This is a genomic window from Streptomyces sp. 184 (assembly GCF_045781775.1).
Classification (GTDB): domain Bacteria; phylum Actinomycetota; class Actinomycetes; order Streptomycetales; family Streptomycetaceae; genus Streptomyces.
Genome location: NZ_CP123230.1, coordinates 737,368 through 759,920, shown reverse-complemented (window position 1 = coordinate 759,920; position 22,553 = coordinate 737,368). Strand labels below are relative to the sequence as shown.

The 22,553-nt window shown below is 72.8% G+C and carries 23 protein-coding genes and 2 pseudogenes; 9 read left to right on the top strand and 16 right to left on the bottom strand.

The features are described from left to right. Nucleotides 1-35: 35 nt before the first annotated feature. The 5 genes from QBL21_RS03270 to QBL21_RS03250 all read right to left on the bottom strand — a co-directional run bounded on the left by QBL21_RS03270 (nt 36) and on the right by QBL21_RS03250 (nt 6,184). A complete protein-coding gene (locus QBL21_RS03270) occupies nt 36-1,322 on the bottom strand; it encodes a geranylgeranyl reductase family protein (protein ID WP_407560452.1) in 1,287 nt (428 codons plus the stop codon). A gap of 109 nt (nt 1,323-1,431) precedes the next feature. Beyond that, nucleotides 1,432-2,127: a demethylmenaquinone methyltransferase gene (locus QBL21_RS03265; protein WP_407560451.1), complete on the bottom strand. Its 696-nt coding sequence runs from the start codon at nt 2,125-2,127 to the stop codon at nt 1,432-1,434. After that, nucleotides 2,124-3,320: a cyclic dehypoxanthinyl futalosine synthase gene (gene mqnC, locus QBL21_RS03260; RefSeq protein WP_407560450.1), complete on the bottom strand. Its 1,197-nt coding sequence runs from the start codon at nt 3,318-3,320 to the stop codon at nt 2,124-2,126. The genes QBL21_RS03265 and mqnC overlap by 4 nt, the downstream gene beginning before the upstream one ends. Before the next feature lie 123 nt (nt 3,321-3,443). Next, nucleotides 3,444-5,255, bottom strand: a complete 1,812-nt coding sequence (locus tag QBL21_RS03255; protein WP_407560449.1) for a serine/threonine-protein kinase — start codon at nt 5,253-5,255, stop codon at nt 3,444-3,446. 62 nt (nt 5,256-5,317) lie between these two features. Then, complete coding sequence (locus tag QBL21_RS03250) at nt 5,318-6,184, bottom strand: menaquinone biosynthetic enzyme MqnA/MqnD family protein (RefSeq protein WP_407560448.1); 867 nt, start codon at nt 6,182-6,184, stop codon at nt 5,318-5,320. 227 nt (nt 6,185-6,411) lie between these two features. Between QBL21_RS03250 and QBL21_RS03245 the strand changes: the two genes are divergently transcribed. Together QBL21_RS03245 and QBL21_RS03240 are read left to right on the top strand one after the other, a co-directional pair. Next, the gene (locus QBL21_RS03245) at nt 6,412-6,615 is read left to right on the top strand and encodes a cold-shock protein (RefSeq protein WP_018840208.1); all 204 of its coding nucleotides are present in this window, start codon (nt 6,412-6,414) and stop codon (nt 6,613-6,615) included. 107 nt (nt 6,616-6,722) lie between these two features. After that, nucleotides 6,723-7,735, top strand: a pseudogene (locus QBL21_RS03240) (phosphotransferase). A 281-nt stretch (nt 7,736-8,016) separates the two neighbouring features. On the opposite strand, the gene QBL21_RS03235 reads toward QBL21_RS03240, so the two are convergent. The 3 genes from QBL21_RS03235 to QBL21_RS03225 all read right to left on the bottom strand — a co-directional run bounded on the left by QBL21_RS03235 (nt 8,017) and on the right by QBL21_RS03225 (nt 11,157). Beyond that, entirely contained in the window at nt 8,017-9,993 is a 1,977-nt protein-coding gene (locus tag QBL21_RS03235; protein ID WP_407560447.1) for an AMP-dependent synthetase/ligase, read from the bottom strand. Between the two features lie 134 nt (nt 9,994-10,127). Continuing rightward, entirely contained in the window at nt 10,128-10,547 is a 420-nt protein-coding gene (locus tag QBL21_RS03230) for a hypothetical protein (protein ID WP_407560446.1), read from the bottom strand. A gap of 76 nt (nt 10,548-10,623) precedes the next feature. Then, a complete protein-coding gene (locus tag QBL21_RS03225) occupies nt 10,624-11,157 on the bottom strand; it encodes a GNAT family N-acetyltransferase (protein ID WP_407560445.1) in 534 nt (177 codons plus the stop codon). Between the two features lie 53 nt (nt 11,158-11,210). On the opposite strand from QBL21_RS03225, the gene QBL21_RS03220 reads away from it, so the two are divergent. After that, nucleotides 11,211-12,047, top strand: coding sequence for an alpha/beta fold hydrolase (locus tag QBL21_RS03220; RefSeq protein WP_407560444.1), 837 nt, complete (start codon nt 11,211-11,213; stop codon nt 12,045-12,047). 38 nt (nt 12,048-12,085) lie between these two features. Beyond that, nucleotides 12,086-12,595 (top strand): VOC family protein, encoded by a 510-nt coding sequence (locus QBL21_RS03215; protein ID WP_407560443.1) that lies wholly within the window; start codon nt 12,086-12,088, stop codon nt 12,593-12,595. A gap of 63 nt (nt 12,596-12,658) precedes the next feature. On the opposite strand, the gene QBL21_RS03210 is transcribed toward QBL21_RS03215, so the two are convergent. From QBL21_RS03210 to QBL21_RS03185, 6 genes are all read right to left on the bottom strand, one after another. Continuing rightward, the gene (locus QBL21_RS03210; protein WP_407560442.1) at nt 12,659-14,005 is read right to left on the bottom strand and encodes a dicarboxylate/amino acid:cation symporter; all 1,347 of its coding nucleotides are present in this window, start codon (nt 14,003-14,005) and stop codon (nt 12,659-12,661) included. 309 nt (nt 14,006-14,314) lie between these two features. Then, on the bottom strand, nt 14,315-14,656 hold the full coding sequence (locus QBL21_RS03205) for a DUF4229 domain-containing protein (protein ID WP_407560441.1): 342 nt from the start codon (nt 14,654-14,656) through the stop codon (nt 14,315-14,317). Between the two features lie 81 nt (nt 14,657-14,737). After that, a complete protein-coding gene (locus QBL21_RS03200) occupies nt 14,738-15,265 on the bottom strand; it encodes a GNAT family N-acetyltransferase (protein WP_407560440.1) in 528 nt (175 codons plus the stop codon). Nucleotides 15,266-15,272: 7 nt separating this feature from the next. Then, nucleotides 15,273-15,887: a hypothetical protein gene (locus QBL21_RS03195; RefSeq protein WP_407560439.1), complete on the bottom strand. Its 615-nt coding sequence runs from the start codon at nt 15,885-15,887 to the stop codon at nt 15,273-15,275. Nucleotides 15,888-15,949: 62 nt separating this feature from the next. Beyond that, entirely contained in the window at nt 15,950-16,402 is a 453-nt protein-coding gene (locus QBL21_RS03190) for an Lrp/AsnC family transcriptional regulator (protein WP_407560438.1), read from the bottom strand. Nucleotides 16,403-16,471: 69 nt separating this feature from the next. Next, nucleotides 16,472-17,209, bottom strand: a complete 738-nt coding sequence (locus QBL21_RS03185) for a UbiX family flavin prenyltransferase (RefSeq protein WP_407560437.1) — start codon at nt 17,207-17,209, stop codon at nt 16,472-16,474. Nucleotides 17,210-17,397: 188 nt separating this feature from the next. On the opposite strand from QBL21_RS03185, the gene QBL21_RS03180 reads away from it, so the two are divergent. Genes QBL21_RS03180 through QBL21_RS03165 form a run of 4 tightly spaced genes read left to right on the top strand, consistent with a single transcriptional unit; the run spans nt 17,398 to nt 19,260 of the window. Then, the gene (locus tag QBL21_RS03180) at nt 17,398-17,949 is read left to right on the top strand and encodes a rhomboid family intramembrane serine protease (RefSeq protein ID WP_407566283.1); all 552 of its coding nucleotides are present in this window, start codon (nt 17,398-17,400) and stop codon (nt 17,947-17,949) included. A 47-nt stretch (nt 17,950-17,996) separates the two neighbouring features. After that, nucleotides 17,997-18,722: a DUF4870 domain-containing protein gene (locus QBL21_RS03175; RefSeq protein WP_407560436.1), complete on the top strand. Its 726-nt coding sequence runs from the start codon at nt 17,997-17,999 to the stop codon at nt 18,720-18,722. A gap of 38 nt (nt 18,723-18,760) precedes the next feature. Next, a complete protein-coding gene (locus tag QBL21_RS03170; RefSeq protein WP_407560435.1) occupies nt 18,761-19,012 on the top strand; it encodes a type II toxin-antitoxin system prevent-host-death family antitoxin in 252 nt (83 codons plus the stop codon). A gap of 29 nt (nt 19,013-19,041) precedes the next feature. Beyond that, a complete protein-coding gene (locus QBL21_RS03165) occupies nt 19,042-19,260 on the top strand; it encodes a type II toxin-antitoxin system RelE family toxin (protein WP_407560434.1) in 219 nt (72 codons plus the stop codon). Nucleotides 19,261-19,275: 15 nt separating this feature from the next. On the opposite strand, the gene mqnP is transcribed toward QBL21_RS03165, so the two are convergent. Beyond that, the gene (gene mqnP, locus QBL21_RS03160; RefSeq protein ID WP_407560433.1) at nt 19,276-20,196 is read right to left on the bottom strand and encodes a menaquinone biosynthesis prenyltransferase MqnP; all 921 of its coding nucleotides are present in this window, start codon (nt 20,194-20,196) and stop codon (nt 19,276-19,278) included. A 267-nt stretch (nt 20,197-20,463) separates the two neighbouring features. Between mqnP and QBL21_RS03155 the strand changes: the two are divergent. After that, nucleotides 20,464-21,123 (top strand): annotated as a pseudogene (locus QBL21_RS03155) (RNA-guided endonuclease InsQ/TnpB family protein); the annotation flags it as partial. On the opposite strand, the gene QBL21_RS03150 reads toward QBL21_RS03155, so the two are convergent. Next, nucleotides 21,036-22,481, bottom strand: coding sequence for a menaquinone biosynthesis decarboxylase (locus QBL21_RS03150; protein WP_407560431.1), 1,446 nt, complete (start codon nt 22,479-22,481; stop codon nt 21,036-21,038). The pseudogene QBL21_RS03155 and the gene QBL21_RS03150 sit on opposite strands and share 88 nt — an antisense overlap. Between the last annotated feature and the right edge of the window lie 72 nt (nt 22,482-22,553).

Genomic DNA, 22,553 nt, shown 5'->3' with positions numbered 1-22,553 from the left:
GCGGCCCGACCGCGGGCGCCCGGCCGACCGGGCGGTTACGCGCGGGGGGTGACCTTTGCCAGGCCGTTGATGATGCGGTCCATGGCGTCGCCGCCCTGGGGGTCCGTGAGGTTGGCCAGCAGCTTGAGGGTGAAGCGCATCAGGACCGGGTGGGTGAGGCCGCGTTCGGTGGCGAGCTTCATCACCTTCGGGTTGCCGATGAGGCGGACGAAGGCGCGGCCGAGCTGGTAGTAGCCGCCGTAGGTGTCCTTGAGGACCTTCGGGTAGCGCTTCAGGGCCAGCTCGCGCTGGGCGTACGTCGAGCGGCCGTGGGCCTGGACGACGACGTCCGCGACGATCTGGCCGGACTCCATCGCGTACGCGATGCCCTCGCCGTTGAACGGGTTGACCATCCCGCCGGCGTCGCCGACGAGGAGCAGGCCGCGGTCGTAGTGCGGCTGGCGGTTGAAGGCCATGGGGAGGGCGGCGCCGCGGATGGGGCCCGTCATGTTGTCCGGGGTGTAGCCCCACTCCTCCGGCATCGAGGCGCACCACGCCTTGAGCACGTCCCGCCAGTCCAGCTCCTTGAAGGCGGACGAGGAGTTGAGGATGCCCAGGCCCACGTTGGACGTGCCGTCGCCCATGCCGAAGACCCAGCCGTACCCGGGCAGCAGCCGGTCCTCCGGGCCGCGCTTGTCCCACAGCTCCAGCCAGGACTCCAGATAGTCGTCCTCGTGCCGCGGGGAGGTGAAGTACGTCCGCACGGCCACGCCCATCGGGCGCTTCTCGTTGCGGTGCAGGCCCATGGCCAGGGAGAGCCGCGAGGAGTTGCCGTCGGCGGCGATGACCAGCGGGGCGTGGAAGGTGACGGGCGTCTTCTCCTCGCCGAGCTTGGCGTGGACGCCCGTGATCCGCCCGGACCGCTCGTCGATGATCGGCTGGCCGACGTTGCACCGCTCGTACAGCCGCGCGCCCGCCTTCTGCGCCTGCTGCGCGAGCTGCTGGTCGAAGTCGTCGCGCTTGCGCACCAGCCCGTAGTCGGGGTACGCGGCCAGCTCCGGCCAGTCGAGCTGGAGCCGGTTGCCTCCGGCGATGATGCGCAGGCCCTTGTTCCGCAGCCAGCCGGCCTCTTCGGAGACGTCGATGCCCATGGCGATGAGCTGCTTGGTGGCCCGCGGGGTGAGCCCGTCCCCGCAGACCTTCTCGCGGGGGAACGCCGTCTTCTCCAGGAGCAGGACGTCGAGCCCGGCCTTGGCGAGGTAGTACGCGGTCGTCGAGCCGGCCGGCCCGGCCCCGACGACGATCACATCGGCACTGCGGGTGGACTCAGAGGCGTCCGTCACGGCGGCTCCCAGATAACGCGGGTCGTTCCCCGCAGTCTAAGTGCCGCCTCCGACACCGCCGCGCGCGCCCCGGGCACGCCGGCGGCGGGCGGGCCCCCGGATCCCCGGTTCAGCTCGGGGCGTAGCCGCGGTGGAGGGCCACGATGCCGCCGCTGAGGTTGCGCCACGCGGGGCGCGTCCAGCCGGCGGCGGCAAGCCGGGCCGCCAGCGCGGGCTGGTCCGGCCAGGCGCGGATGGACTCCGCGAGGTAGACGTACGCGTCCGGGCTGCTGCTGACCCGCTCCGCGATCGGCGGCAGCGCGCGCATCAGGTACTCCGTGTAGACCGTCCGGAACGGCGTCCACGTCGGGTGCGAAAACTCACAGATCACCAGCCGGCCGCCCGGCCGCGTCACGCGCCGCATCTCGCGCAGCGCCGCGTCCGTCTCCTGGACGTTGCGCAGCCCGAAGGAGATCGTCACCGCGTCGAACACCCCGTCGGCGAACGGCAGCCGCGTCGCGTCCCCCGCGGTCAGCGGCAGCCGCGGGTGGCGCCGCTTGCCCTCGCGCAGCATCCCCAGCGAGAAGTCGCACGGCACCACGTACGCCCCCGCCGCCGTGAACGGCAGCGACGACGTGCCCGTGCCCGCCGCCAGGTCCAGCACCCGCTGCCCCTGCCGCGCGTCGACCGCGCGGGCGACCGCCCTGCGCCACAGCCGTGCCTGGCCGAGGGAGAGGACGTCGTTGGTGAGGTCGTAGTTCGCGGCGACGTCGTCGAACATCGCCGCCACCTCGTGCGGCTGCTTCTCCAGGGTCGCGCGCGTCACCGGTCGGCCTCCACCAGCGTCAGTTCCGGGTGCGCCGTGCCGCCCTCGATGGCGGTGGACGACAGGTGCGAGACGACGCGGTCGTCCACGGGGTCGTGCGCCGGGTCGTCGTGCACCACAAGATGCTCGTACGTGGTCGAACGCTGCGCCGGCGTCCGGTCGGCGCCGCGGATCATCTCGATGATCTCCCGCAGGTTCGAGCGGTGCCGCGCCCCCGCGGAGGACACCACGTTCTCCTCCAGCATCACCGAGCCGAGGTCGTCCGCGCCGTAGTGCAGCGTCAACTGGCCGACGTCCTTGCCGGTGGTCAGCCAGGAGCCCTGGATGTGCGCGACGTTGTCGAGGAAGATCCGCGCGATGGCGATCATCCGCAGGTACTCCAGCGTGGTGGCCTGGGTGCGGCCCTTCAGCTTGTTGTTCTCCGGCTGGTACGTGTACGGGATGAAGGCCCGGAACCCGCCGGTGCGGTCCTGCACGTCGCGGATCATCCGCAGGTGTTCGATCCGCTCCGCGTTCGTCTCGCCCGTGCCCATCAGCATCGTGGACGTCGACTCCACGCCCAGGCCGTGCGCGGTCTCCATGATCTCCAGCCACCGCTCGCCGCTCTCCTTCAGCGGCGCGATGGCCTGCCGCGGCCGGGCCGGCAGCAGTTCGGCGCCGGCGCCGGCGAAGGAGTCCAGGCCGGCCGCGTGGATGCGGCGGATGGCGTCCTCGGCGGTGGTGCCGGAGATGCGCGCCATGTGCTCGACCTCGGAGGCGCCGAGGGAGTGGATGACGAGCTGCGGGTACGCCTTCTTGATCGCGGAGAAGTGCTCTTCGTAGTACTCCACGCCGAAGTCGGGGTGGTGGCCGCCCTGGAACATGATCTGCGTGCCGCCGAGCTGCACGGTCTCCTCGCAGCGGCGCAGGATGTCGTCCAGGCCGCGGGTCCAGCCCTTGTCCTTGGCGGTGGGCGGGGCGTAGAAGGCACAGAACTTGCAGGCGGTGACGCAGACGTTGGTGTAGTTGATGTTCCGCTCGATGATGTACGTCGCGATGTGCTCGGTCGCGGCGTAGCGCCGGCGGCGTACGGCGTCGGCGGCGGCGCCCAGCGCGTGCAGCGGGGCGGAGCGGTACAGGTCGAGGGCCTCGCCGGGGGTGATGCGACCGCCCGCGGCGGCGCGGTCCAGGACTGCCTGAGGATCGGTGGTCACGGTGACCGGCCCCTTCCGCGAGTGGTGCGTACGAGCGAACCCCAGCCTACGCGGAGCAGGGCACCGGTTCCGGTGCAGGGGGAGGACGGGGCCGGGGCGGTGGGCCGGGGTGCGGGGGCGCGCTCAGCCGGAGCGCTTCTTCAGCGTCGCGCGCGGGTTGCCCGACGCCTCCGCGTCGGAGCGGTACTCGACGGTCGTGCCGCCCTTGTGGGTGAGCGTGACCGTCGACTCGCCGGGGGCGCAGACGCCCTCGGTGTTCTCCCGCGCCGGGTCGTCCTCCTCGCCGAGGACGAGGGTGGTCTCGGTGGCGGAGGTGAGCTTGGCGCGGCTGTAGCAGTGCGCGACGTCGTAGACGGAGTAGTCGAAGTACGCGACGTACTCGCCCTTCCCGCCCCGCTTGATCTCCACGCTGACGTCGCCGTTCGGCACGCCGTCCTCCTGGATGATCTCGCCCTGCCAGTCGCCGGCGAACTTCGCCGGTACGCCGTCCACCGCCGCGGCCGGCGGCTCCGGCGTCTCCGACGACTGCGTCGGCTCCCGGGAGGGGCCGTCGGTGGCCGCGCCGGAGTCGCCGCCGCCGTCCTCGTCGCCGCTGTCGTTGCCGCTGTCGTTGCCGTTGCCCGCGGTGGCACCGGCCGTGCTGTCCCCGGCCTGCGAGCTGTCGCCGCCGTCGCCGTCCAGCAGTCCGGGTACGAAGAACAGGCCCAGCATGAGCGCCGCGAGGGCGCCGGCCACGGAGAGCACCAGGGTGCAACTGAACCGGCGCGAGCGCAGACCGACTTCCGCACGCCGCTCGGGCGCCGCCGTCGCCCCGACGGCGCCGAAGGCGGCGGCGCCACCGGCGGCCCCGGTGCCCGGCCCGCCCGGCGGCGTCGACCCGGGCGGCGCCGCGTCCGCGGCGGGCGCCCCCGCACCCGGCAGCGTCCCGTCCAGCACCGGCGGCGGCCCGAACACCCCCGGCCCGTACTCCGCCGCCTGAAGCGGCACCGGCCCCGAAGGCAGCCCGTCGTCCCGCCGTTCCGGCGCCGCCGCCGGCTGCGCCTCCACCGCCAGCAGCTCCACCGCCCGCCGGCTGATCTGCTCCGTCACCGGCGGCGGCAGCCATCCGGGCCGTACGAGATGCGCCGCCTCGCCGCCCGCCGCCAGCCCGCGCACCAGCTCCGCCGGCTCCGGCCGCGCCTCCGGGTCCTTCGCCAGGCACGCCGCCGCCAGCTCGCGCAGCTCGCCGCCGAGGCCGTGCAACTGGGGCTGCTCGTGCACCACCAGGTACAGCAGCGTCGGCGCGCTGTCGCCCGGGAACGGCGACCGCCCGGTGGCGGCGAAGACGAGGACGGCGCCGAGGCTGAAGACGTCGCCGGCGCCGGTGACGGGCCGGCCGAGGATCTGCTCGGGCGACATGTAGCCGGGCGAGCCGACCGAGGCGCCGGAGGCGGTCAGCGAGGCGGTGCCGTCGGTGGCGCGGGCGATACCGAAGTCGATGAGCCGGGGGCCGTCGAGGGTCAGCAGGACGTTGGAGGGCTTGACGTCGCGGTGGACGAGCCCGAGCCCGTGCACCGCCGCCAGCGCCTCCGCGAGCCCCGCGCCCATGGGGCGCAGGGTCTCCTCGGGCAGCGGCCCGTGCTCGGCGACGGCGTCGCTGAGGCTGGGCCCGGCGACGTACCCGGTGGCGACCCACGGCACGTCGTCGTCCGGCCCGGCGTCGAGCACGGGCGCGGTCCACGCCCCGCCGACGCGGCGCGCGGCCTCGACCTCGCGGCGGAAGCGGGCGCGGAACTCGTCGTTCTGCGCGAAGTGCGGGTGGACGACCTTGACGGCCACGGTGGCGCCGCCCGGGCTGCGGCCGAGGAAGACCCGGCCCATGCCGCCGGAGCCGAGCCGGCCCAGCACCCGGTACGGGCCGACGACCTCGGGATCACCGCTCTGTACTGGCTGCATGGACTCCCCCGGACCCGCCTCTCCTACGGTCCCCCGTACGCCCCGCCTCTCGCCGACCCAGCTTAGGACGCCCCGGCCGCCGGCAGCAGCCGCACGCGCGCCTCGTCCGGGAAGCCCGCCCGGCGGGCGAACTCGTCGATGCCCTCCAACTGCGCGGCGCCCAGCCGGAAGTCCAGCGTGCGGAAGTACCGTTCGAGCAGCGGCGGGTCGAACGCCTCCCACCGCGCCGCCTGCTCCGCGACCTTGCCGACCTCCGCCAGCGACAGGTCGCGGGAGTCGAGGAACGCCCGGTGCACGTTCGCCACCATCTCGGGCTCGCGGGCCAGGAAGTCGCGGCGTACGGCCCACACGGCGAAGACGAACGGCAGCCCGGTCCACTCCTTCCACATCTGCCCGAGGTCGTGGACGTGCAACCCGAGCCGCGGGGCGTCGTGCAGCGAGGCGCGCAGGGCGGCGTCCCCGATGAGCACGCCGGCCTGCGCCTCGCGCATCATCAGCGAGAGGTCGGGCGGGCACGAGTAGTAGTCGGGCGCGACGCCGTACTGCTCGCCGATCAGCAGCTCGGCCAGGCGCACGGAGGTGCGGGAGGTGGAACCGAGCGCCACGCGCTCCCGGTCCAGGTCGGCCAGGGGTCGCTGCGAGACGATCACGCAGGACATCACGGGACCGTCGCAGCCGACCGCGATGTCGGACAGGGCGACGAGGTCGTCGGCGTGGCGCAGGTACTCCACGAGGGTCACGGGGGCGATGTCCAGCTCCCCGTCGACGAGCTGCTCGCTGAGCCGTTCCGGGGTGTCCTTCGAAAGCTCCAGGTCGAGCAGGCTGCCCGTACGGGCAAGGCCCCAGTAGAGGGGGACGCAGTTCAGGAACTGGATGTGGCCGACTCGTGGCCGGCGCCTAGCTCCTGCGTCAAGCGGTGGTGCTGTCACGGCTCCGAGGCTAACCGCCGTTCGACCGCACGCGGGTACGGGGGCTCACCGGAGCGTGATCCTTTCTCTACCGGGACGGGCTCGCGCGTGCTAGGCTCAACCGCAAGTTGCAGTTTGGTTTCCTTGCAGTACCGTGCCTGCGGAGATTGTGACGCCGCGGGCATGTGTCGTTTTCAGGCTTCTTCGAGGCTCTGGGGCAGGGCGACCCTTTGGCCCAAGGAGGGCTCATGGCTACCGGAACCGTCAAGTGGTTCAACGCTGAAAAGGGCTTCGGCTTCATCGCCCAGGACGGCGGCGGTCCCGATGTCTTCGTCCACTACACCGCTATCAACGCCCAAGGCTTCCGCTCGCTCGAAGAGAACCAGCAGGTGACCTTCGACGTGCAGCAGGGCCCGAAGGGTCCGCAGGCGGCGAACGTCTCCCCGTCGTGACGCACGCTCCACGCTGACCTGAGGAAACCCCCGCCAACCGGCGGGGGTTTTCTCATGCCCGGACGCGGCCCGGAGGCGGGCGGGTCGGGTGGATACGGTGACGTCGTATGAGCAACAGCGAGACGGGCAGCGGGCCCGGGCACGACACAGGCACAGCAGCAGTGGCCGCGGCCGGCTCCGGGGCCGAGGCCGACACCGGGGCCGGCGGCGAGCACGAGATCACCGCGGAGCTGATCCGCGACCTGCTGCGCGACCAGCACCCCGACCTCGCCGACCGCCCCCTGCGCCTCGGCGCCCGCGGCTGGGACAACCAGCTCTGGCGGCTCGGCGACGACCTCGCCGTACGGCTCCCGTGGGCGACGGAGTCCGCGGACGAGCTGCTGCGCAAGGAGCACGCCTGGCTCCCCGAACTGGCCCCGCTCCTCCCGCTGCCCGTGCCCGTACCGCAGCGCCTCGGCGAGCCCTCCGAGCGCTTCCCGCGCCCCTGGATCGTCACCACCTGGGTGCCCGGCACCCCCGCCGACCGCGCCCCCGTCACCCGCGGCCCGGCCGCCGCCGACACCCTGGCCGCGTTCCTCACCGCACTGCACCGCCCCGCCCCCGGCGGCGCGCCCCGCGGGCGGGGCCGCGGGGGCCGCTGACCGAGGCGGCGGAGTGGTTCGACAAGCAGCTCGCCGAGGCGCTCGATCTGGGCGTCGTCACCGACGCGGATGCCGTACGGGCCGTCTGGGACGACGCCGTCGCCGCACCGCAGTGGACCGGGCCCGCGCTGTGGCAACACGGCGACCTGCACCCCGCGAACGTCCTCACCGACGGCGGCGCGCTCTGCGGCGTCATCGACTTCGGCGACCTGTGCTGCGGCGATCCCGCGCTCGACCTCGCCGCCGCCTGGATCCTCCTCCCCGACGAGGCCGCCGCCGACCGCTTCCACGCCGCGTACGAGCCGGGCGCCGACGCGGCGACGCTGCGCCGCGCCCGCGGCGTCGCGGTGGTGCGGGCGCTGGCCGGGCTGCTCATCGGCGAGGCGGGGATACGGGGTCGGCCCGGCGGCAAGGAGACGTGGGGCCCGCCGGCGGCGGCGTCGCTGCGACGGCTGCTGGCGGACGCCGGGCGGGGGTGAGGGCGGGGGGTTGTCGGCCGGGTTTGTGAGCCGGGTTTGTGAGCCGGGTTTGCGGGCCGGGTTTGTGAGCCGGGGGCGCGGGTCCGGAACGGGCCGGAGCCTGCCCGGAGCGCTCCGGCCCCGCTCGCGCGGCCGGCGGCACCCGCGTACCGGAGCCGACCGCGCGCGGCGCACCCGCTCGCGCGCCCAGGCGCCCCGGCGCACGGTCGCCCGCGGCCGGCGCCCCCGCGCCTCCGCGCCCCGGGGGCGCGGCGGGCCACGCCCCGCTCCCCCGCGCCCGGTCAGCGTTCGGCCGCGTACAACTCGTCGATGACCTGCCCGAAGTCGCGCACGATCGCCTGCCGCTTCAGCTTCAGCGACGGCGTCAGATACCCGCCCTCCTCCGTGAAGTCCGCCGGCAGCACCGTGAAACGGCGGATCGACTCCGCGCGCGAGACCAGCTCGTTCGCCCCGTCCACCGCCCGCTGGAGGTCGGCGCGGAGCAGCGGGTCGCGGATGAGGTCGGGGAGCGGCACGTACTCGCGCTTGCGCATCATCCGCCAGTGCCGCAGCCCCTCGGGGTCGAGGGTGAGGAGCGCCGCGACGTACGGGCGGTCGTCGCCGACGACGAGGCACTGGCTGACCAGCGGGTGCGCCCGCAGCCGGTCCTCCAGGGGCGCGGGCGCGAGGTTCTTGCCGGAGGCGGTGACGATGAGGTCCTTCTTGCGGCCGGTGATCGTCAGGTAGCCGTCGGCGTCCAGCTCGCCGATGTCGCCGGTGGCGAACCAGCCGTCGTCGGTGTCGAGCCGGGTGACGCCGGCCTCGGCGTCCCAGTAGCCGGAGAACAGGTGCCCGCCGCGGACCAGCACCTCGCCGTCGTACGCGATACGTATCCCGGTGCCCGGCAGCGGCCAGCCGACGGTGCCGAAGCGGGGCTTCAGCGGCGGGGTGACGGTGGCGGCGGCGGTGGTCTCGGTGAGCCCGTACCCCTCGAAGACCATGACGTCGGCGCCCGCGTAGAAGGCGGCGAGGCGGCGGCCGAGCGGGGAGCCGCCGCAGATCGCGTACTTGACCCGGCCGCCGAGCGCGGCCCTGATGCGGCGGTAGACCAGCGCGTCGTACAGCTTGCGCAGCGTCCGCAGGCCGGGCCCGGGCCCCGGGCCCTCGCCGTGCAGCTCGGCCTCGACGGCCTCGGCGTAGCGGACGGCGACCTTCGCGGCGCGGTCGAAGGAGGCGAGGCGGCCGATGCCTTCCGCGGTGGCGCGGCCGGTGTTGTAGACCTTTTCGAGTACGTACGGGATGCCGACGAAGAACGTCGGGCGGAAGCCGGCGAGGTCGCGGAGCAGGTCGTCGGTCTGGATGCTGGGCGCGTGGCCGAGCTTGACGCGGGCGCGGAGGCAGCCGACGGCGGTCATGCGGCCGAGGACGTGCGAGAGGGGCAGGAAGAGGAGGGTGGCCGGGGGGTCTTCGCTGACGGCGGTGAAGAGGGGGTAGAGCAGCTCGATGGCGTTGTCGACCTCGGCGAAGAAGTTGCCGTGGGTCAGGACGCAGCCCTTGGGCAGGCCGGTGGTGCCGGAGGTGTAGATGACGGTGGCGACGCTGTCGGGGCCGAGGCCGGCGCGGCGCTGGCGGACGAGGGTGTCGGGGACGTCGCGGCCGGCGGCGGCGAGCTGGCCGAGGATGCCGGTGTCGAGCTGCCAGAGGTGGGCGAGGTGCGGCAGGCTCTGGCGCTCGCCGCTGACCAGCCGGGCCTGGTCGACGCTCTCCACGGCGCAGGCGACGGACCCGGAGTCGTGCAGGATGTGGCGGGCCTGGATGGCGGAGGACGTCGGGTAGACGGGCACGGTGATGAGGCCGGCGGCCCAGGCGGCGAAGTCCAGCAGGGTCCACTCGTACGTCGTACGCGACATGATCGCGAGCCGGTCGCCGGGGCGCAGCCCGTAGACGATGAGGCCCTTGGCGACGGCGAGCACGTGGTCGGCGAACTCGGCGGCGGTGACGTCGGCCCAGGTCCCGTCGGCGCGGGGGCGGGCGAGGGCGGGCTCGTCGGGGGCGTGGGCGGCGTTGTCGAAGGGGATGTCGGCGAGGGAGCCCTGCCGGGGGTGCGGGGCGGCGGGCGGTACGACCGCCTCGCGGACGCCGCGGGCGTCGGCGTGGACGGCGGGGGGCAGCAGATCGGGGACGGCGGTGCCGGGGAGGAGTCTGGAGTTGATCTCCTTCAGGTACTGCGACTCGGGTGCGGGCGCCGCGTGTTGCTGCTGTGGTGCGGACTGCGTCATCAGTGGCTCCCCTGACGTTCGCGTCGGCCGTGTTTCAACTCGCCGGGCGGCAACAGACGCGCCGCATTCTCGCGAACGCCAGGCCACCCCGCCAGAGGACGCCGCACCCGGTACTCCCGGTTCCGTTTGCGCCGTCAGCGTACGGCGGTGGAGGCCCGCTCCTCCGCTGCGGCCTCCCCGCGCAGGGCGCCGACGGCGACGGCGACGAGGGCGGAGCCGACGAACGTCCCCATCAGGATCAGCGCGACCCCGACGGCGAAGAGCCCGCTGTTGTCGTCCGACCAGTCGTAGAACGAGGCGAAGGTCAGCCCCACGGTGGAACCGAGCACGGCGGGCACGAAGTGCCGCAGGTACGCGACGAGGACCACGGCGACGAGCAGGGTGAGCACCAGCCCGCCGACCTGCCACGCCTCGTACGGGCCGGCGTCCTCGTAGCCGGTCTCGTCGCGCTTCTGGTCCCACCCCAGCCACGCGGCCCAGGCTCCGGCGGCGGCGCCGGTCAGAAGAACGAACGAGAGCAGTTGGAACAGAAGAATCCGCAGCACACGACGCATGCCCCCAGCGTCGCGACCGGCGGGGGCACCGACCAGAGCGCAGGTACTCACCCCCGTCTGAGTACCACCCCCGGGCTCACTCCCCCGGCCCGCCCTGTTCGCCCGGCCCGCCCTGTTCGCCCCGTTCCCCCGGGCCCCCCGGTTCCCCCACCGCCCGACGGAACACCTGCCGCGAACCGCCCTCGGGCCCGGGCGGGGCGGCCTCGGCGGGCGTGAACCCCAGCCGCTCGTAGAAGACCCGCGCCCCGCCGGCGACGGCCCCGGGATGGTCGGCCCCGAACGTCACCACCTCGACGCACCCGGCCCCCCGTCCCCGTACGAACCGCTCCTCCGCCTCCGCCATCAACGCCTGCCCCACGCCCTGTCCCCGCGCGGCCTCCGAAACGACCAGCCAGTGCACCCGGAAAACCGGTGCCCCGCCCCCGAACAACAACCCCCCGACAACGCCCGCCCCGGAAACGGCCACGAGCGCGGCGCCCCGGCGAATGTGCTCCCGTACCGCCCCGTGGAACCCGGGCTCCTCCACCATGGCCCCGAACCACTGCTCCACCTCGGCCGCAAGCCCGATAAACCCGGAAAAGTCCCGCTCCTCTGCAAGTCTGAAGATCACCACCGAAGTCTGGCACGCGCGACACCCGACGCCGGGAGAAGAGGAGACCAGGAATGGACTGGACGCTCGACGAGGAATTCGAGACGCCTCAAGGAGTGATGCGGTGGGGGGTACTCGGCAGCGGCGACCCGATCGTCCTGGTGCACGGCACGCCGTACTCCTCCTTCCTCTGGCGGGACATCGCTCCGGCGCTCGCCCGTACCCGCACGGTCTTCTTCTTCGACCACCTCGGCTTCGGCCGGTCGGACCAGCGCGAGGGCCAGGATCTCGGCCTGGCCGCCCACGCGAGGAACTTCGCCGGGCTCCTCGCCCACTGGGAACTGCCCCGCCCCAGCGTGGTCGCCCACGACATCGGCGGGGCCGTGGCGCTGCGGACCCTGCTGGTGGAGGAGCGGAACTACCGGGACCTGACCCTCTTCGACGCGGTGAGCGGCGGCGCGTGGGAGCGGGGACTCTTCCGGCTCTTCCTGGAGCACACGGAGGTCTTCCAGCAGCTTCCGGCCTACGCGCACGAAGCCCTGGTCGCCAGCCACCTGCGGCACGCCACGCAGGTCGGCTTCCGGCCGGGAGTCCTCGACGCATTCCTCGCACCGTGGCGGGGGGCCGCGGGGCAGGCCGCGTTCTACCGCCAGTACAGCCAGATCAGACAGGCGGACACCGCCGCGTACGAGCACCTGCTGGGCGGGGTGTCCATTCCGGTACGGCTCATCTGGGGCCGCGAGGACCGCATCCTCCCTACGAAGTACGCCGAGTGGCTGCACGAGCGCATCCCGCACGCCGAGTTGCACTGGATCGAGGAAGCCGGCCACCTCCTCCAGGAGGACGCACCGAGCCAGTTGTCGGCCTACCTCACCGACGGATTCCCCTCCGACCTTGAGGACGGAAACTGACCTCAAGCGGGACTAGCGTCCTCACCAACGTCGGAGGCATGCGCACCCCAGGAGGCAGCCAGATGTCCGTCCAGCCTGTTCCGCAGGGCTACCACACCGTGACCCCGTGGATCATCTCCCGCGACACGGTGCGGCTCATCGACTTCATGAAGAGGGCCTTCAACGCACAGGAGTTGGAGTGCCTGGCGGGCGAGACCGGCAGGATCGAGCACGCGGAGGTACGGATCGGCGACTCGGTGGTGATGATGTTCGACGCACTGCCGGACTGGCCGCCGACCCCCGGCTTCCTCCGCCTCTACGTGCAGGACGCCGACGCCGCCTTCCGGCAGGCCGTCGCGGCCGGCGCCACCCCGGTCACCGAGGTCACCCACCTCTTCTTCGGCGACCGGGTCGGACGGGTGCGCGACCCGCTGGGCAACCTGTACTGGATCCAGACACGCGTGGAGGACGTGAGCCCGCAGGAGATGGAACGGCGCCTCGGCGACCCGGAGTTCACGAAGGCGATGAAGTACGTCCAGAGCGCCCGGTTCTTCGCCCCGCGGGGATGACTCACATGCCGACGCCCGCCCCCGGTGGCCGGGGACGGGCGTCGGCACGGTGCACAGCGGGGATTAGGCCGCGGCGGTTACCGGGGTTTTGGGGTGGGGGGACTCCGCCGGGTCCGGGTCGTTGATGTCGAAGCTGGTGGCGTTGTCGTACGCCTCGCGGTCCAGGATCTTCTCCTGCGACGCGACCAGCACCGGGACCACCGCCTGGCCCGCGACGTTCGTCGCGGTGCGGGCCATGTCCAGGATCGGGTCTATCGCCAGGAGCAGGCCCACGCCCTCCAGGGGGAGGCCCAGGGTGGAGAGGGTGAGGGTGGTCATGATGGTGGCGCCGGTGAGGCCGGCGGTGGCGGCGGAGCCGATGACCGAGACGAAGGCGATCAGGATGTAGTCCTGGATGCCCAGGGTCACGTCGAAGATCTCGGCGATGAAGATGGCCGCCAGGGCCGGGTAGATCGCGGCGCAGCCGTCCATCTTCGTCGTCGCGCCGAAGGGGACCGCGAAGGAGGTGTACTCCTGCGGGACGCCGAGGCGTTCGGTGACCTTCTTGGTGACCGGCATCGTGCCGACGGAGGAGCGGGAGACGAAGGCCAGTTGGATCGCGGGCCAGGCGCCGCGGAAGAACTGGAGGGGGTTGACCTTGGCGACCGTGGCCAGCAGGAGCGGGTAGACGCCGAAGAGGACCAGGGCGCAGCCGATGTAGACGTCGGCGGTGAAGGTCGCGTACTTGCTGATCAGGTTCCAGCCGTAGTCGGCGATCGCGAAGCCGATGAGGCCCACGGTGCCGAGGGGGGCGAGGCGGATGACCCACCACAGCGCCTTCTGGAGGAGTTCCAGGATGGTCTCGCTGAGCGCGATGATCGGCTGGGCCTTCTCGCCGAGCTTCAGGGCGGCGACGCCGAGGGCCGCGGCCATGAAGACGATCTGGAGGACCTGGAGTTCGGTGAAGGGCGTGATGATGTCGGTCGGGACGATTCCGGTGAGGAAGTCGATCCACGAGCCGCTGCTCTCGGGCTCCGCGCCGTCCTTCGGGGTCAGGCCGGTGTCGGCGCCCGGGTTGGTGAGGAGGCCGATGGCCAGGCCGATGGCGACCGCGATCAGCGAGGTGGCGAAGAACCACAGGAGGGTACGGGTCGCGAGGCGGGCGGCGTTGTTGACGTTCCGCAGGTTGGTGATCGACACCAGGATGGCGAAGAACACCAGCGGGGCGACGGCCAGCTTCAGCAGTTGGACGAAGATGGTGCCGATCTGTTCCAGGGTGTCCTTCAGCCAGGCGACGTCGCCGGTGCGGGCGGCCCAGCCGAGGAGCACGCCGAGGACGAGGCCGGCGAGGATCTGGGCCCAGAAGGGCACCTTGGGTATCCGGAAGCCGCTGCGCGGCTGCGCGGTGGGGGCGGGGGTGGATGTGGACACGGGCGTCTCCGTGACTGGGCGCGCCGGGTCTCGTCCGGCCTTGTCCGCGTACGGGGGCGGGCCTGGGGAAGCGGGCGCGCGGCTGCTACTTGGGGAATGTGGTGCGTGAACCGGTCAGAGCGGGGGGACTAGCTGCTCTGACATGCCGCGGACAGACAACGGCACAGATCGACGTGCAGGCGCGCCACGAGCAGAGGGCTCGTGGGCATGCGAAGCGCAGCTACCGTCGTCGTCATGACGAGAAGACTAACACTCCCGCTTTGACATTCCCATAGTGCGGCTTTGGGGGTGACGACCCTCACGCCCCGCTTACGACGCCGCCCCGCCGCGCGTCTCTCCGCGCGCCTCGCCGCGCGCCGCGTCGTCCGCCTCGTCCTCGCGGCTGCGGTTCGCCGCCAGCCGCTCCTTCGACTTCTCCACCCGGCCCACGATCTGCTCCGACATCTGCTCCCGCTGCCTGCGCAGCAGGATGAAGCTCAGCGGCGCGGAGACGACGATCGCCAGCAGCATGACCCACAGGTAGTTCGAGTCGCCCAGACCCGCCGGGAGGGCGCCGACCCGGACCAGGACGGCCAGGATCACGAACGACGCGGCGAAGACGCCGAGGCGCATGGCGGTGTAGCGGACGGCGGGGTTCGGCTTGGGGGTCACGGCTGACAACTTCTCTCTGCTCTCTCTGCTCCGTCGGTCAGGGGTGGTGCGGGTGTACGGGTGCGCGGTGTGCGGCGCCTATCAAGTATGCAGCGGCAGCCACATGGTGATGTCGTCGCGGTAGTCGTCGTCCGCGACGCGTATCGCGTCCGGTACGCGGCCGACCTCCTTGTAGCCGCAGGACGCGTAGAACGTGTCGACCCCCGTCCCGCCCCGGCACGTCAGCCGGATCCCCCGCATCCCCGGCAGCCCGCGCGCCGCGTCCGCCGCGGCGGCCATGAGGCGGCGGCCCTCGCCCGTGCCCTGGCGGTCGGGGTGGACCATCACCGTGTAGAGCCAGCACCAGTGCCGCATCAGGCGGTGGGTGTTGAGCGTCAGAAAGGCGGTGGCGGCCGGGCGGCCCGCCGCGTCGAGCGCGACGATCAGGTGCGTGCGGCCCTCCGCCATGGCCGCGAGGTGCTTGACCAGCTCCGGGCGGATGTCCGCGGATGTCACCGGCGGTACGAAGCCCACCGCGCCGCCCGCGTTGCTGACGTCGGCCCAGAGCGCGCATATGCCGTCCCGCAGGGCAGGGGTGAGCGGGGGGTCCAGCTCGTAGTGCAGGGTCACGGCGGCCTCAGAAGCGCATCGGCTGCGGCGCCTCGCGCCGCTCCGGGTCCGGGGCCTCGTGCTCGCGGACCACGGCGTAGCGCGCGTCGCGCTCCACCGGGCGCAGCCCCGCGTCCTGGATCAGCTCGACGAGTTCGTCCGCGGGGAGGGTGTCCGCGGCGCCCGGTGCCGGGGCGAAGTCGTCAGCGCCGTGCTGGAGGGCGAGCTGCGCGGTCTGCGTGCCGTACGCCGTCCAGGCGGCCCGTACGTGCGGCACGTTGTCCAGCAGCAGCCGCGCCACCGCGAACGCCTTCAGCGCCTCCGCGCCCGTGACCCGCCCGTCCGCCAGCGGCGCGACGGCCAGCAGGCCGGCCCCGGCGTCCTGCCGGTCGCGCACCTCCAGGAGCGCGTCGATGACCTGCTCCGCGGCGCCCTCGCCGTACGAGACCGTCTCCACCGAATCCGCGTCCGCAGCCGCGGCGAAGTACCCGCGGTCCCCGTGCCGCCGCGTCCGCGCCTCGTGCGCGAGTCCGCCCAGCCACGCCAGGTCCCCGCTCCCGTACAGCGCGGCACCGTCCTCCCGGCTCAGCCGCGCGCCCCCGCGCGCCTTCTCCGCCAGCTCGCGCCTGAGCCCTGCGTCCACGGGCCGCCTCCCAGCAGTAAGTCACGTTCCTGCGCATCTGCGCGCATCCGAGCCTACGCGGCCTACTCCTCCGCGATCTCGCCCACCCTGCTCTCCCACATCGTGGACAGCACCACCGTCGTGTCCGTACGCGAGACGCCCTTGATGCGCGACAGCCGCCGGACGGTCTTCCCCAGCCCGTCCACGTCCGGCGCCCGCACCTTGAGCATGAAGGAGTCCTCCCCGGCGATGAAGAAGCAGTCCTCGATCTCCGGCAGGTCCCGCAGCCGCGCCGCGATCTCGTCGTGGTCCACCGCCTCGGAAAGCCCGATCCCGATGAGCGCCGTGACGCCCTGGCCCAGCAGGGCGGCGTCGACGGTGGCGCGGTAGCCGGTGATCACCCCGGCGGACTCCAGGCGGTTGATCCGGTCCGTGACGCTGGGCCCGGAGAGCCCCACGAGCCGGCCCAGCTCGGCGTACGAGGCGCGGCCGTTCTCCCGCAGGGCCTGGATGAGCTGCCTGTCGACGGCGTCCATGTGCGATCTCAAGCCTTCCGTGCTGCCGTGTCGGCTGTGGCTCTCGGCTGTGCGGCCCTGTCGGCCGCGTCAGCGGGAGCGCCCCAGCTCCCCTTCCCATCTGCGATAGAGCTTGTGTGTCACGCCCGCGGAGTCGAGCGCGCGGCCGGCGACGAAGTCCACGAGGTCCTGGATGCCGGTGGCCCCCGCGTAGAAGGCGGGGGACGCCGGGAGCACCACGGCGCCCGCCTCGTCCAGGGCGACCATCTGCCGCAGCGTCGGCCCGGGCAGCGGCGTTTCGCGTACGACGACGACCAGCGGGCGGCCCTCCTTCAGCGTCACGCTCGCGGCACGCTGGAGCAGGTCCTTGGAGAGCCCGAGCGCGATGCCGGCCACCGCGGCCGTGGACGCCGGCACGACGATCATGCCCTTCGCGGCGTACGAACCGGAGGACGGCCCGGCCGCCAGGTCCCCGGCCGCCCAGTGCCGTACGTCCGACAGGTCCGGCTCCGCGCCGAGGGCGCCGGGGCGGCCGTCGGCGCCGGTGTCGAGCCAGCGCCGCAGGTCCTCGCGCCAGTGCGCGTCGCGGAACGGGCCGCCCGTCTCGTCCAGCACCGTCAGCCGCGCCGCCCGGCTCACGACCAGGTCGACGGCCTCCCCGGCGAGCAGCAGCGCGCGCAGCACGGCGGCGGCGTACGGGGTGCCGGAGGCGCCGGAGACGCCGACGACCCAGGGCCGGCGCCGGCCCCGGCCGGGCGGGGCGGCGTACGGCTCCTCGTACGGCTGCCCGTACGGCTCCTCGTACGGTGTCTGACGCGGCGGCTCCACGCGGCGAGCCTATCCGGCGACGGGAACCGCGGCGCAGGCCGCCTGCGTTTCACCACCGAGGACACACTGGTCCGAAGGGGGCTCTGGTGATGTACGAACCTTATGGGCGCGGCACCCCCGCCGCACGGCCCGGACGGGCGGCACGGCCGCCGCGCGGGCGAATATACGTGAAGCGGGCAGCCGTGGTGATGCTCGCGTGGGTCGCGCTGCTGTGGGTGCTGGAGGCGGTCGACCAGGCGGGCGACAACAAGCTGGACACGTACGCGATCACGCCGCGCGACTTCGGCGAGCTGCGGGACGTGATCCCGGCGTCGTTCATGCACTTCGGCTGGGACCACCTGTCGGCGAACACGGCGCCGCTGCTGGTCCTGGGCTTCATCGCGGCGGCGCGCGGGATCGGGCGGTTCGTGGGCGTGGTCGCGGTGATCACGGTGGTGAGCGGGCTCGGGGTGTGGCTGATCGCACCGGCGAACACGGCCACCGCGGGGGCGTCGGGCGTCGTCTTCGGGCTCTTCGGGTACGTGGCGGTGCGCGGCTTCGTCGACCGGCGGATGTCGGACGTGCTGATCGGCATCGTGGTCGCGCTGGTGTACGGGTCGATGCTGTGGGGCGTGCTGCCGACGGACGAGGTGGTGGAACAGTCGATCTCCTGGCAGGGCCACCTCTTCGGGCTGCTGGGGGGCGTGCTGGCGGCGTTCTACTTCAGCGACCGCAGGCGGGGTGCCCGCGGGTCGGGCTAGGGTCTGCGTCCGTAGCGGGGCGGACGACCACCCGGGGGGATGGGCACATGAGCGAGCGGAACCCGAACGACGAGGGCGCGGCCGAGGCGCGGCCGGAGGAGGCGGGGCAGGGACAGCCGGTGCAGGGGCCGGGAGACGAACAGCCGGAGCGGGGACAGCAGGGGCCGGAACCGTCCGGGCAGGGAGAGCAGGGACAGCCGCAGCCCCCGCACGCGCCGCCGGGTCCCCCCGGCCCGTACGCCCCGCAGGCCGGCCCGGCTCCGCACGCCCCGCAGGGCGCCCCCGGCCCGTACCCGCCGCAGCTCCAGCCGCAGCCGGCCCCCGGCGCCCCGTACCCGCCGCGGCTCTACCCCCAGGGCCCGCCCGGCAAGCCGCCGCCCGACTCCGCGATGTGGGCGCACCTGTCCGCGCTGATCATCTTCGTCGCCGGCACCGGCGCGTGCTGCATCGGCTTCCTGGTCGCCTGGATCGGCCCGCTGAACATCCGCAACAAGGCCAAGGACCCGTTCGTCCGCCACCACGGCACCGAGGGCCTGAACTGGGGCATCACCCAGATCGCCGCCGTCGTCGTCTTCGGCGCGCTGATGGGCGGGAGCATCTACATGGCGGAGGAGCAGGGCTGGCCGGAGTGGGTGCCGGCGCTGCCGATGACCGCGTGGGGGCTGTACCTCGTCACGTCGTTCGCCTTCGCGATCGTCGGCTGCAAGCGCGCCAAGAACGGCGTCCTATGGTCCTACCCGCGCCTGGTCGCTCTCCCGTTCGCCAAGCCCTGAGCGGGAGACAGAAGTGGCATCTTCTGTACAGTTGGTGCATGAGTGAGACGCTGCCCATCGCGCAGGCCCGCAGCCGGTTCGGCGCGCTCGTCCGCCGTGCCGCTCTCGGCCGGGAGCGCACCATCGTCACCGACCACGGCGAACCGGCCGCCATGATCGTCGGCATAGGGGACATCGAGGACCTCGAAGACGCCCTTGCCGTCGCGCAGTACGAGGCCCGCCAGGCCCGCGGCGAGGACACGTACGTGCCGCACGACGAGGTGCGCAAGCGGCTGGGACTCGACGGGTGAGCCACCGGGTCGTCTGGGAGGCCGGGGCCGTGAACGCGGCAGCGGGCCTTCGTGAGGAGGACCCGGCCGGGTTGCGGGCGCTCGTGGACGGCATCGACACGCTCGCCACGGAGCAGCGTCCGAAGAACTCGGCCCCCTGGGGCAGCGACCACCGCCGGCTGCGGGTCGGCCGCTACCGGGCGGTCTACCGGATCGACGACGGCAGGGTCACCGTGCTGGTCCTCCGCGTCGGCCGGACGGCGGGGTGACCGTGGCGGCCTGGGTCACAGGCTCAGGTCGCGTACGAAGAGATCCGCCGCCGCGCAGCAGAAGAGCACGATGCCGATCAGCCCGTTCAGCGTGAAGAACGCCCGGTTCAGGCGGCTCAGGTCGCCGGGGCGGACGATGCTGTGCTCGTACGCGAACACCCCCGCCACCACCGCGAGGCCGACCCAGAACAGCGCGCCCGCATCCGTCGCCAGGGCGTACCAGACGAAGAGCCCCATCGTGACGACGTGCGCCCCCCGCGCCCCGTACAGCGCCCCGGCGATGCCGAAGCGGGCCGGGACCGAGCGGATGCCCTGGGCGCGGTCGGTGTCCACGTCCTGGCAGGCGTAGATCAGGTCGAAGCCGCCGATCCACACCCCCACCGCGAGGCCCAGCAGCACGGCGTCCCACGACCACTCCCCCGTGACCGCCAGCCACGCGCCGATCGGGCCCATCGCCTGGGCCAGCCCGAGGATCGCGTGCGGGTACGTCGTGAACCGCTTGCCGTACGGATAGACCACCATCGGCACCGTCGCGACCGGCGCCAGCATCAGGCACAGCGGGTTCAGCAGCGCGGCGGCGCCGAGGAAGACCGCGAGCGCGATCAGCGCGCCCGTCCACGCCGAGCGTACGGAGACGGCGCCGGTGACGAGTTCGCGGTGGGCGGTGCGCGGGTTGCGGCCGTCGATCTCGCGGTCGATGATCCGGTTCGCCGCCATCGCGAAGGTCCGCAGCGCGACCATCGCGACGGTCACGAGCAGCAGCGTCCCCCACTCGATGCCGCCGTCGCCGTCGAGCAGCATGGCGGTCAGCGCCGCGATGTACGCGAAGGGCAGCGCGAAGACCGAGTGCTCGATCATCACCAGCCGCAAGAACGCCCGGACCCCGCTGCCCGACCGGGCCGGCCCGGGGCCGACGACGCTCCCCGCGGCCGTCACGCGGAGCCTTCGAGGATGCCCCGGCCTTCAGGCCGGGGAGGAATCGGACTCCTGCGGAGGAAGGCGGGAGGAGTCGTTTCGCCTTCGGGGCGACAGACCGTCCACACCATGGCGAGGTGAAGCAGCCCGCGATGATCAAGAGTTCTCAACTGTCAGTCCTCCCGGGTAGGTTCAGGGTCATGACGACGGACATCGCGACGCACGCCCGGTACACGTACCGGCTGCGCGTGTCCGTCGGCGCGATCGGCGCTCTCGAAGGCGAGTGGGCGCGCTGCCGCTGGGTGTGGAATGAGTCGGTGGCCCGCTCGCGGAAGGCCGGCGCGTGGACAGGCCGCTTCCAAGGGCTACCGCGAGGCGAAGCGGCAGGCGGCGAAGCTGCACGCCAAGGTGGCGCGGCAGCGGCAGGACACGGCCCGCAAACGGGCCAAGCGCGTCGTGACCGACCACGACGTTCTGGCTGTCGAGGACTTCCGCCCCCGCTTCCTGGCGAAGTCGGGCATGGCCCGCAAGGCGGCGGACGCCGGTATCCGGGTCACGAAACAAGCTCTGGTGGAGATGGCCCGCAAACACGGCCGCATCGTCCACCTGGTCCGCCCCGCGCACACCACCATGGACTGCGCTCAGTGCGGAGCGAGAACCAAGCACGCACTTCCCCTCTCGGAACGTACCTACGCCTGCACCTCGTGCCGAGCCGTGTCCCCCAGGGACAAGGACTCGGCGCGCGTGATGCTGGTCCGGGCTGGTCTCAACCCGGCTGGTGCTGATCGTGCAGGACCTCGCGACCCGCCGGGCCGCAGGCAACGTGAGCCAGGAATCCCCGCCTCCGGGCGTGGGAGAAGTCAAAGGCCGTACTCCCGCCACCTGGCGTCGACTTTCGCCGCCGTGTCCGGATCGGAGACGACCATGTCCGGCCAGCCGCGCGTGTAGCCCTCCTCGGGCAGCTTCGCGGTGGCGTCGATGCCCGCCTTGCCGCCCCAGAACTGCTGGTACGAGGCGTGGTCGAGGTGGTCCACCGGGCCCTCGACGACCGAGAGGTCGCGGGTGTAGTCGGTGTTGCCCAGCGCCCGCCAGGCGACTTCCTGGAGGTCGTGCACGTCGCAGTCCGCGTCGACCACGATGATCAGCTTGGTCAGCGACATCATGTGCGCGCCCCAGATCGCGGACATCACCTTCTGCGCGTGCTTCGGGTACTTCTTGTCGATCGAGACGATCGCGCAGTTGTGGAAGCCGCCCGCCTCCGGCAGGTGGTAGTCCACGATGTCCGGCACGATCACCTTCAGCAGCGGCAGGAAGAACCGCTCGGTGGCCCGCCCCAGCGGCCCGTCCTCGGTCGGCGGCCGGCCGACGACGATGGACTGGAGCAGCGGGCGGCGGCGCATCGTGACGGCGTCGACGGTCAGGGCGGGGAACGGCTCCTGCGGGGTGTAGAAGCCGGTGTGGTCGCCGAACGGGCCCTCGGGCAGCTCCCTGCCGGGCTCCAGCCAGCCTTCGAGCACCACCTCGGCGTGCGCGGGGACCTGGAGCGGCACGGTCTTGCAGTCGACCATCTCGACGCGCTTGCCGCCGATGAAGCCGGCGAGCATGTACTCGTCCATGTCGCCGGGCAGCGGCGCGGTCGCCGCGTACGTCACGGCCGGCGGACAGCCGAAGGCGATGGCGACCGGCAGCTTCTCGCCGCGGCGGGCCGCGACCTGGTAGTGGTTGCGGCTGTCCTTGTGGATCTGCCAGTGCATGCCGATGGTGCGGCGGTCGTGGCGCTGGAGCCGGTAGAGGCCGAGGTTGCGGACGCCGGTCTCGGGGTCCTTGGTGTGGGTGAGGCCGAGGTTGTAGAAGGACCCGCCGTCCTGCGGCCAGGTGAAGAGCGCGGGGATCGTGTCGAGGTCGACGTCGTCGCCGGTGAGCACGACCTCCTGTACGGGCCCGTCCTTCGCCTTGCGCGGCGGCACGTGCGCCATCGAGCCGAGCTTGCCGAACGCCTCGCGTACGCCCGTGAAGCCCTGCGGCAGCTCGGGCTTGAGGAGTCCGCCGATGCGCTCGCCGATCTCCGCGTACGAGCCGAGGCCGAGGGCTTTGAGGAGCCGGCGGTCGGTGCCGTAGACGTTCATCGCCAGCGGCATGGCGGAGCCCTTGACGTTCTCGAAGAGCAGCGCGGGGCCGCCGGCCTTGTTGACCCGGTCGGTGATCTCGCCGACTTCGAGGTACGGGTCGACCTCGGCCGTGATGCGCTTGAGGTCGCCGTCGCGCTCCAGGGCCCGCAGCAGCGAGCGGAGATCGTCGTAAGCCATGCGCCCCAGTATCCGCCAGGCGCCGGGCGCGATTCGCGAAGGGGTACGGGGGCGGGCGCGGCCGGTGCCGCG

Coding starts and splice junctions, on each gene's coding strand:
- QBL21_RS03255 (WP_407560449.1), bottom strand. CDS start 5,255: ATGCAGCCAGTACAGAGCGGTGATCCCGAGGTCGTCGGCCCGTACCGG.
- QBL21_RS03245 (WP_018840208.1), top strand. CDS start 6,412: ATGGCTACCGGAACCGTCAAGTGGTTCAACGCTGAAAAGGGCTTCGGC.
- QBL21_RS03235 (WP_407560447.1), bottom strand. CDS start 9,993: ATGACGCAGTCCGCACCACAGCAGCAACACGCGGCGCCCGCACCCGAG.
- QBL21_RS03230 (WP_407560446.1), bottom strand. CDS start 10,547: ATGCGTCGTGTGCTGCGGATTCTTCTGTTCCAACTGCTCTCGTTCGTT.
- QBL21_RS03220 (WP_407560444.1), top strand. CDS start 11,211: ATGGACTGGACGCTCGACGAGGAATTCGAGACGCCTCAAGGAGTGATG.
- QBL21_RS03215 (WP_407560443.1), top strand. CDS start 12,086: ATGCGCACCCCAGGAGGCAGCCAGATGTCCGTCCAGCCTGTTCCGCAG.
- QBL21_RS03190 (WP_407560438.1), bottom strand. CDS start 16,402: ATGGACGCCGTCGACAGGCAGCTCATCCAGGCCCTGCGGGAGAACGGC.
- QBL21_RS03180 (WP_407566283.1), top strand. CDS start 17,398: ATGCTCGCGTGGGTCGCGCTGCTGTGGGTGCTGGAGGCGGTCGACCAG.
- QBL21_RS03175 (WP_407560436.1), top strand. CDS start 17,997: ATGAGCGAGCGGAACCCGAACGACGAGGGCGCGGCCGAGGCGCGGCCG.
- QBL21_RS03170 (WP_407560435.1), top strand. CDS start 18,761: ATGAGTGAGACGCTGCCCATCGCGCAGGCCCGCAGCCGGTTCGGCGCG.
- QBL21_RS03150 (WP_407560431.1), bottom strand. CDS start 22,481: ATGGCTTACGACGATCTCCGCTCGCTGCTGCGGGCCCTGGAGCGCGAC.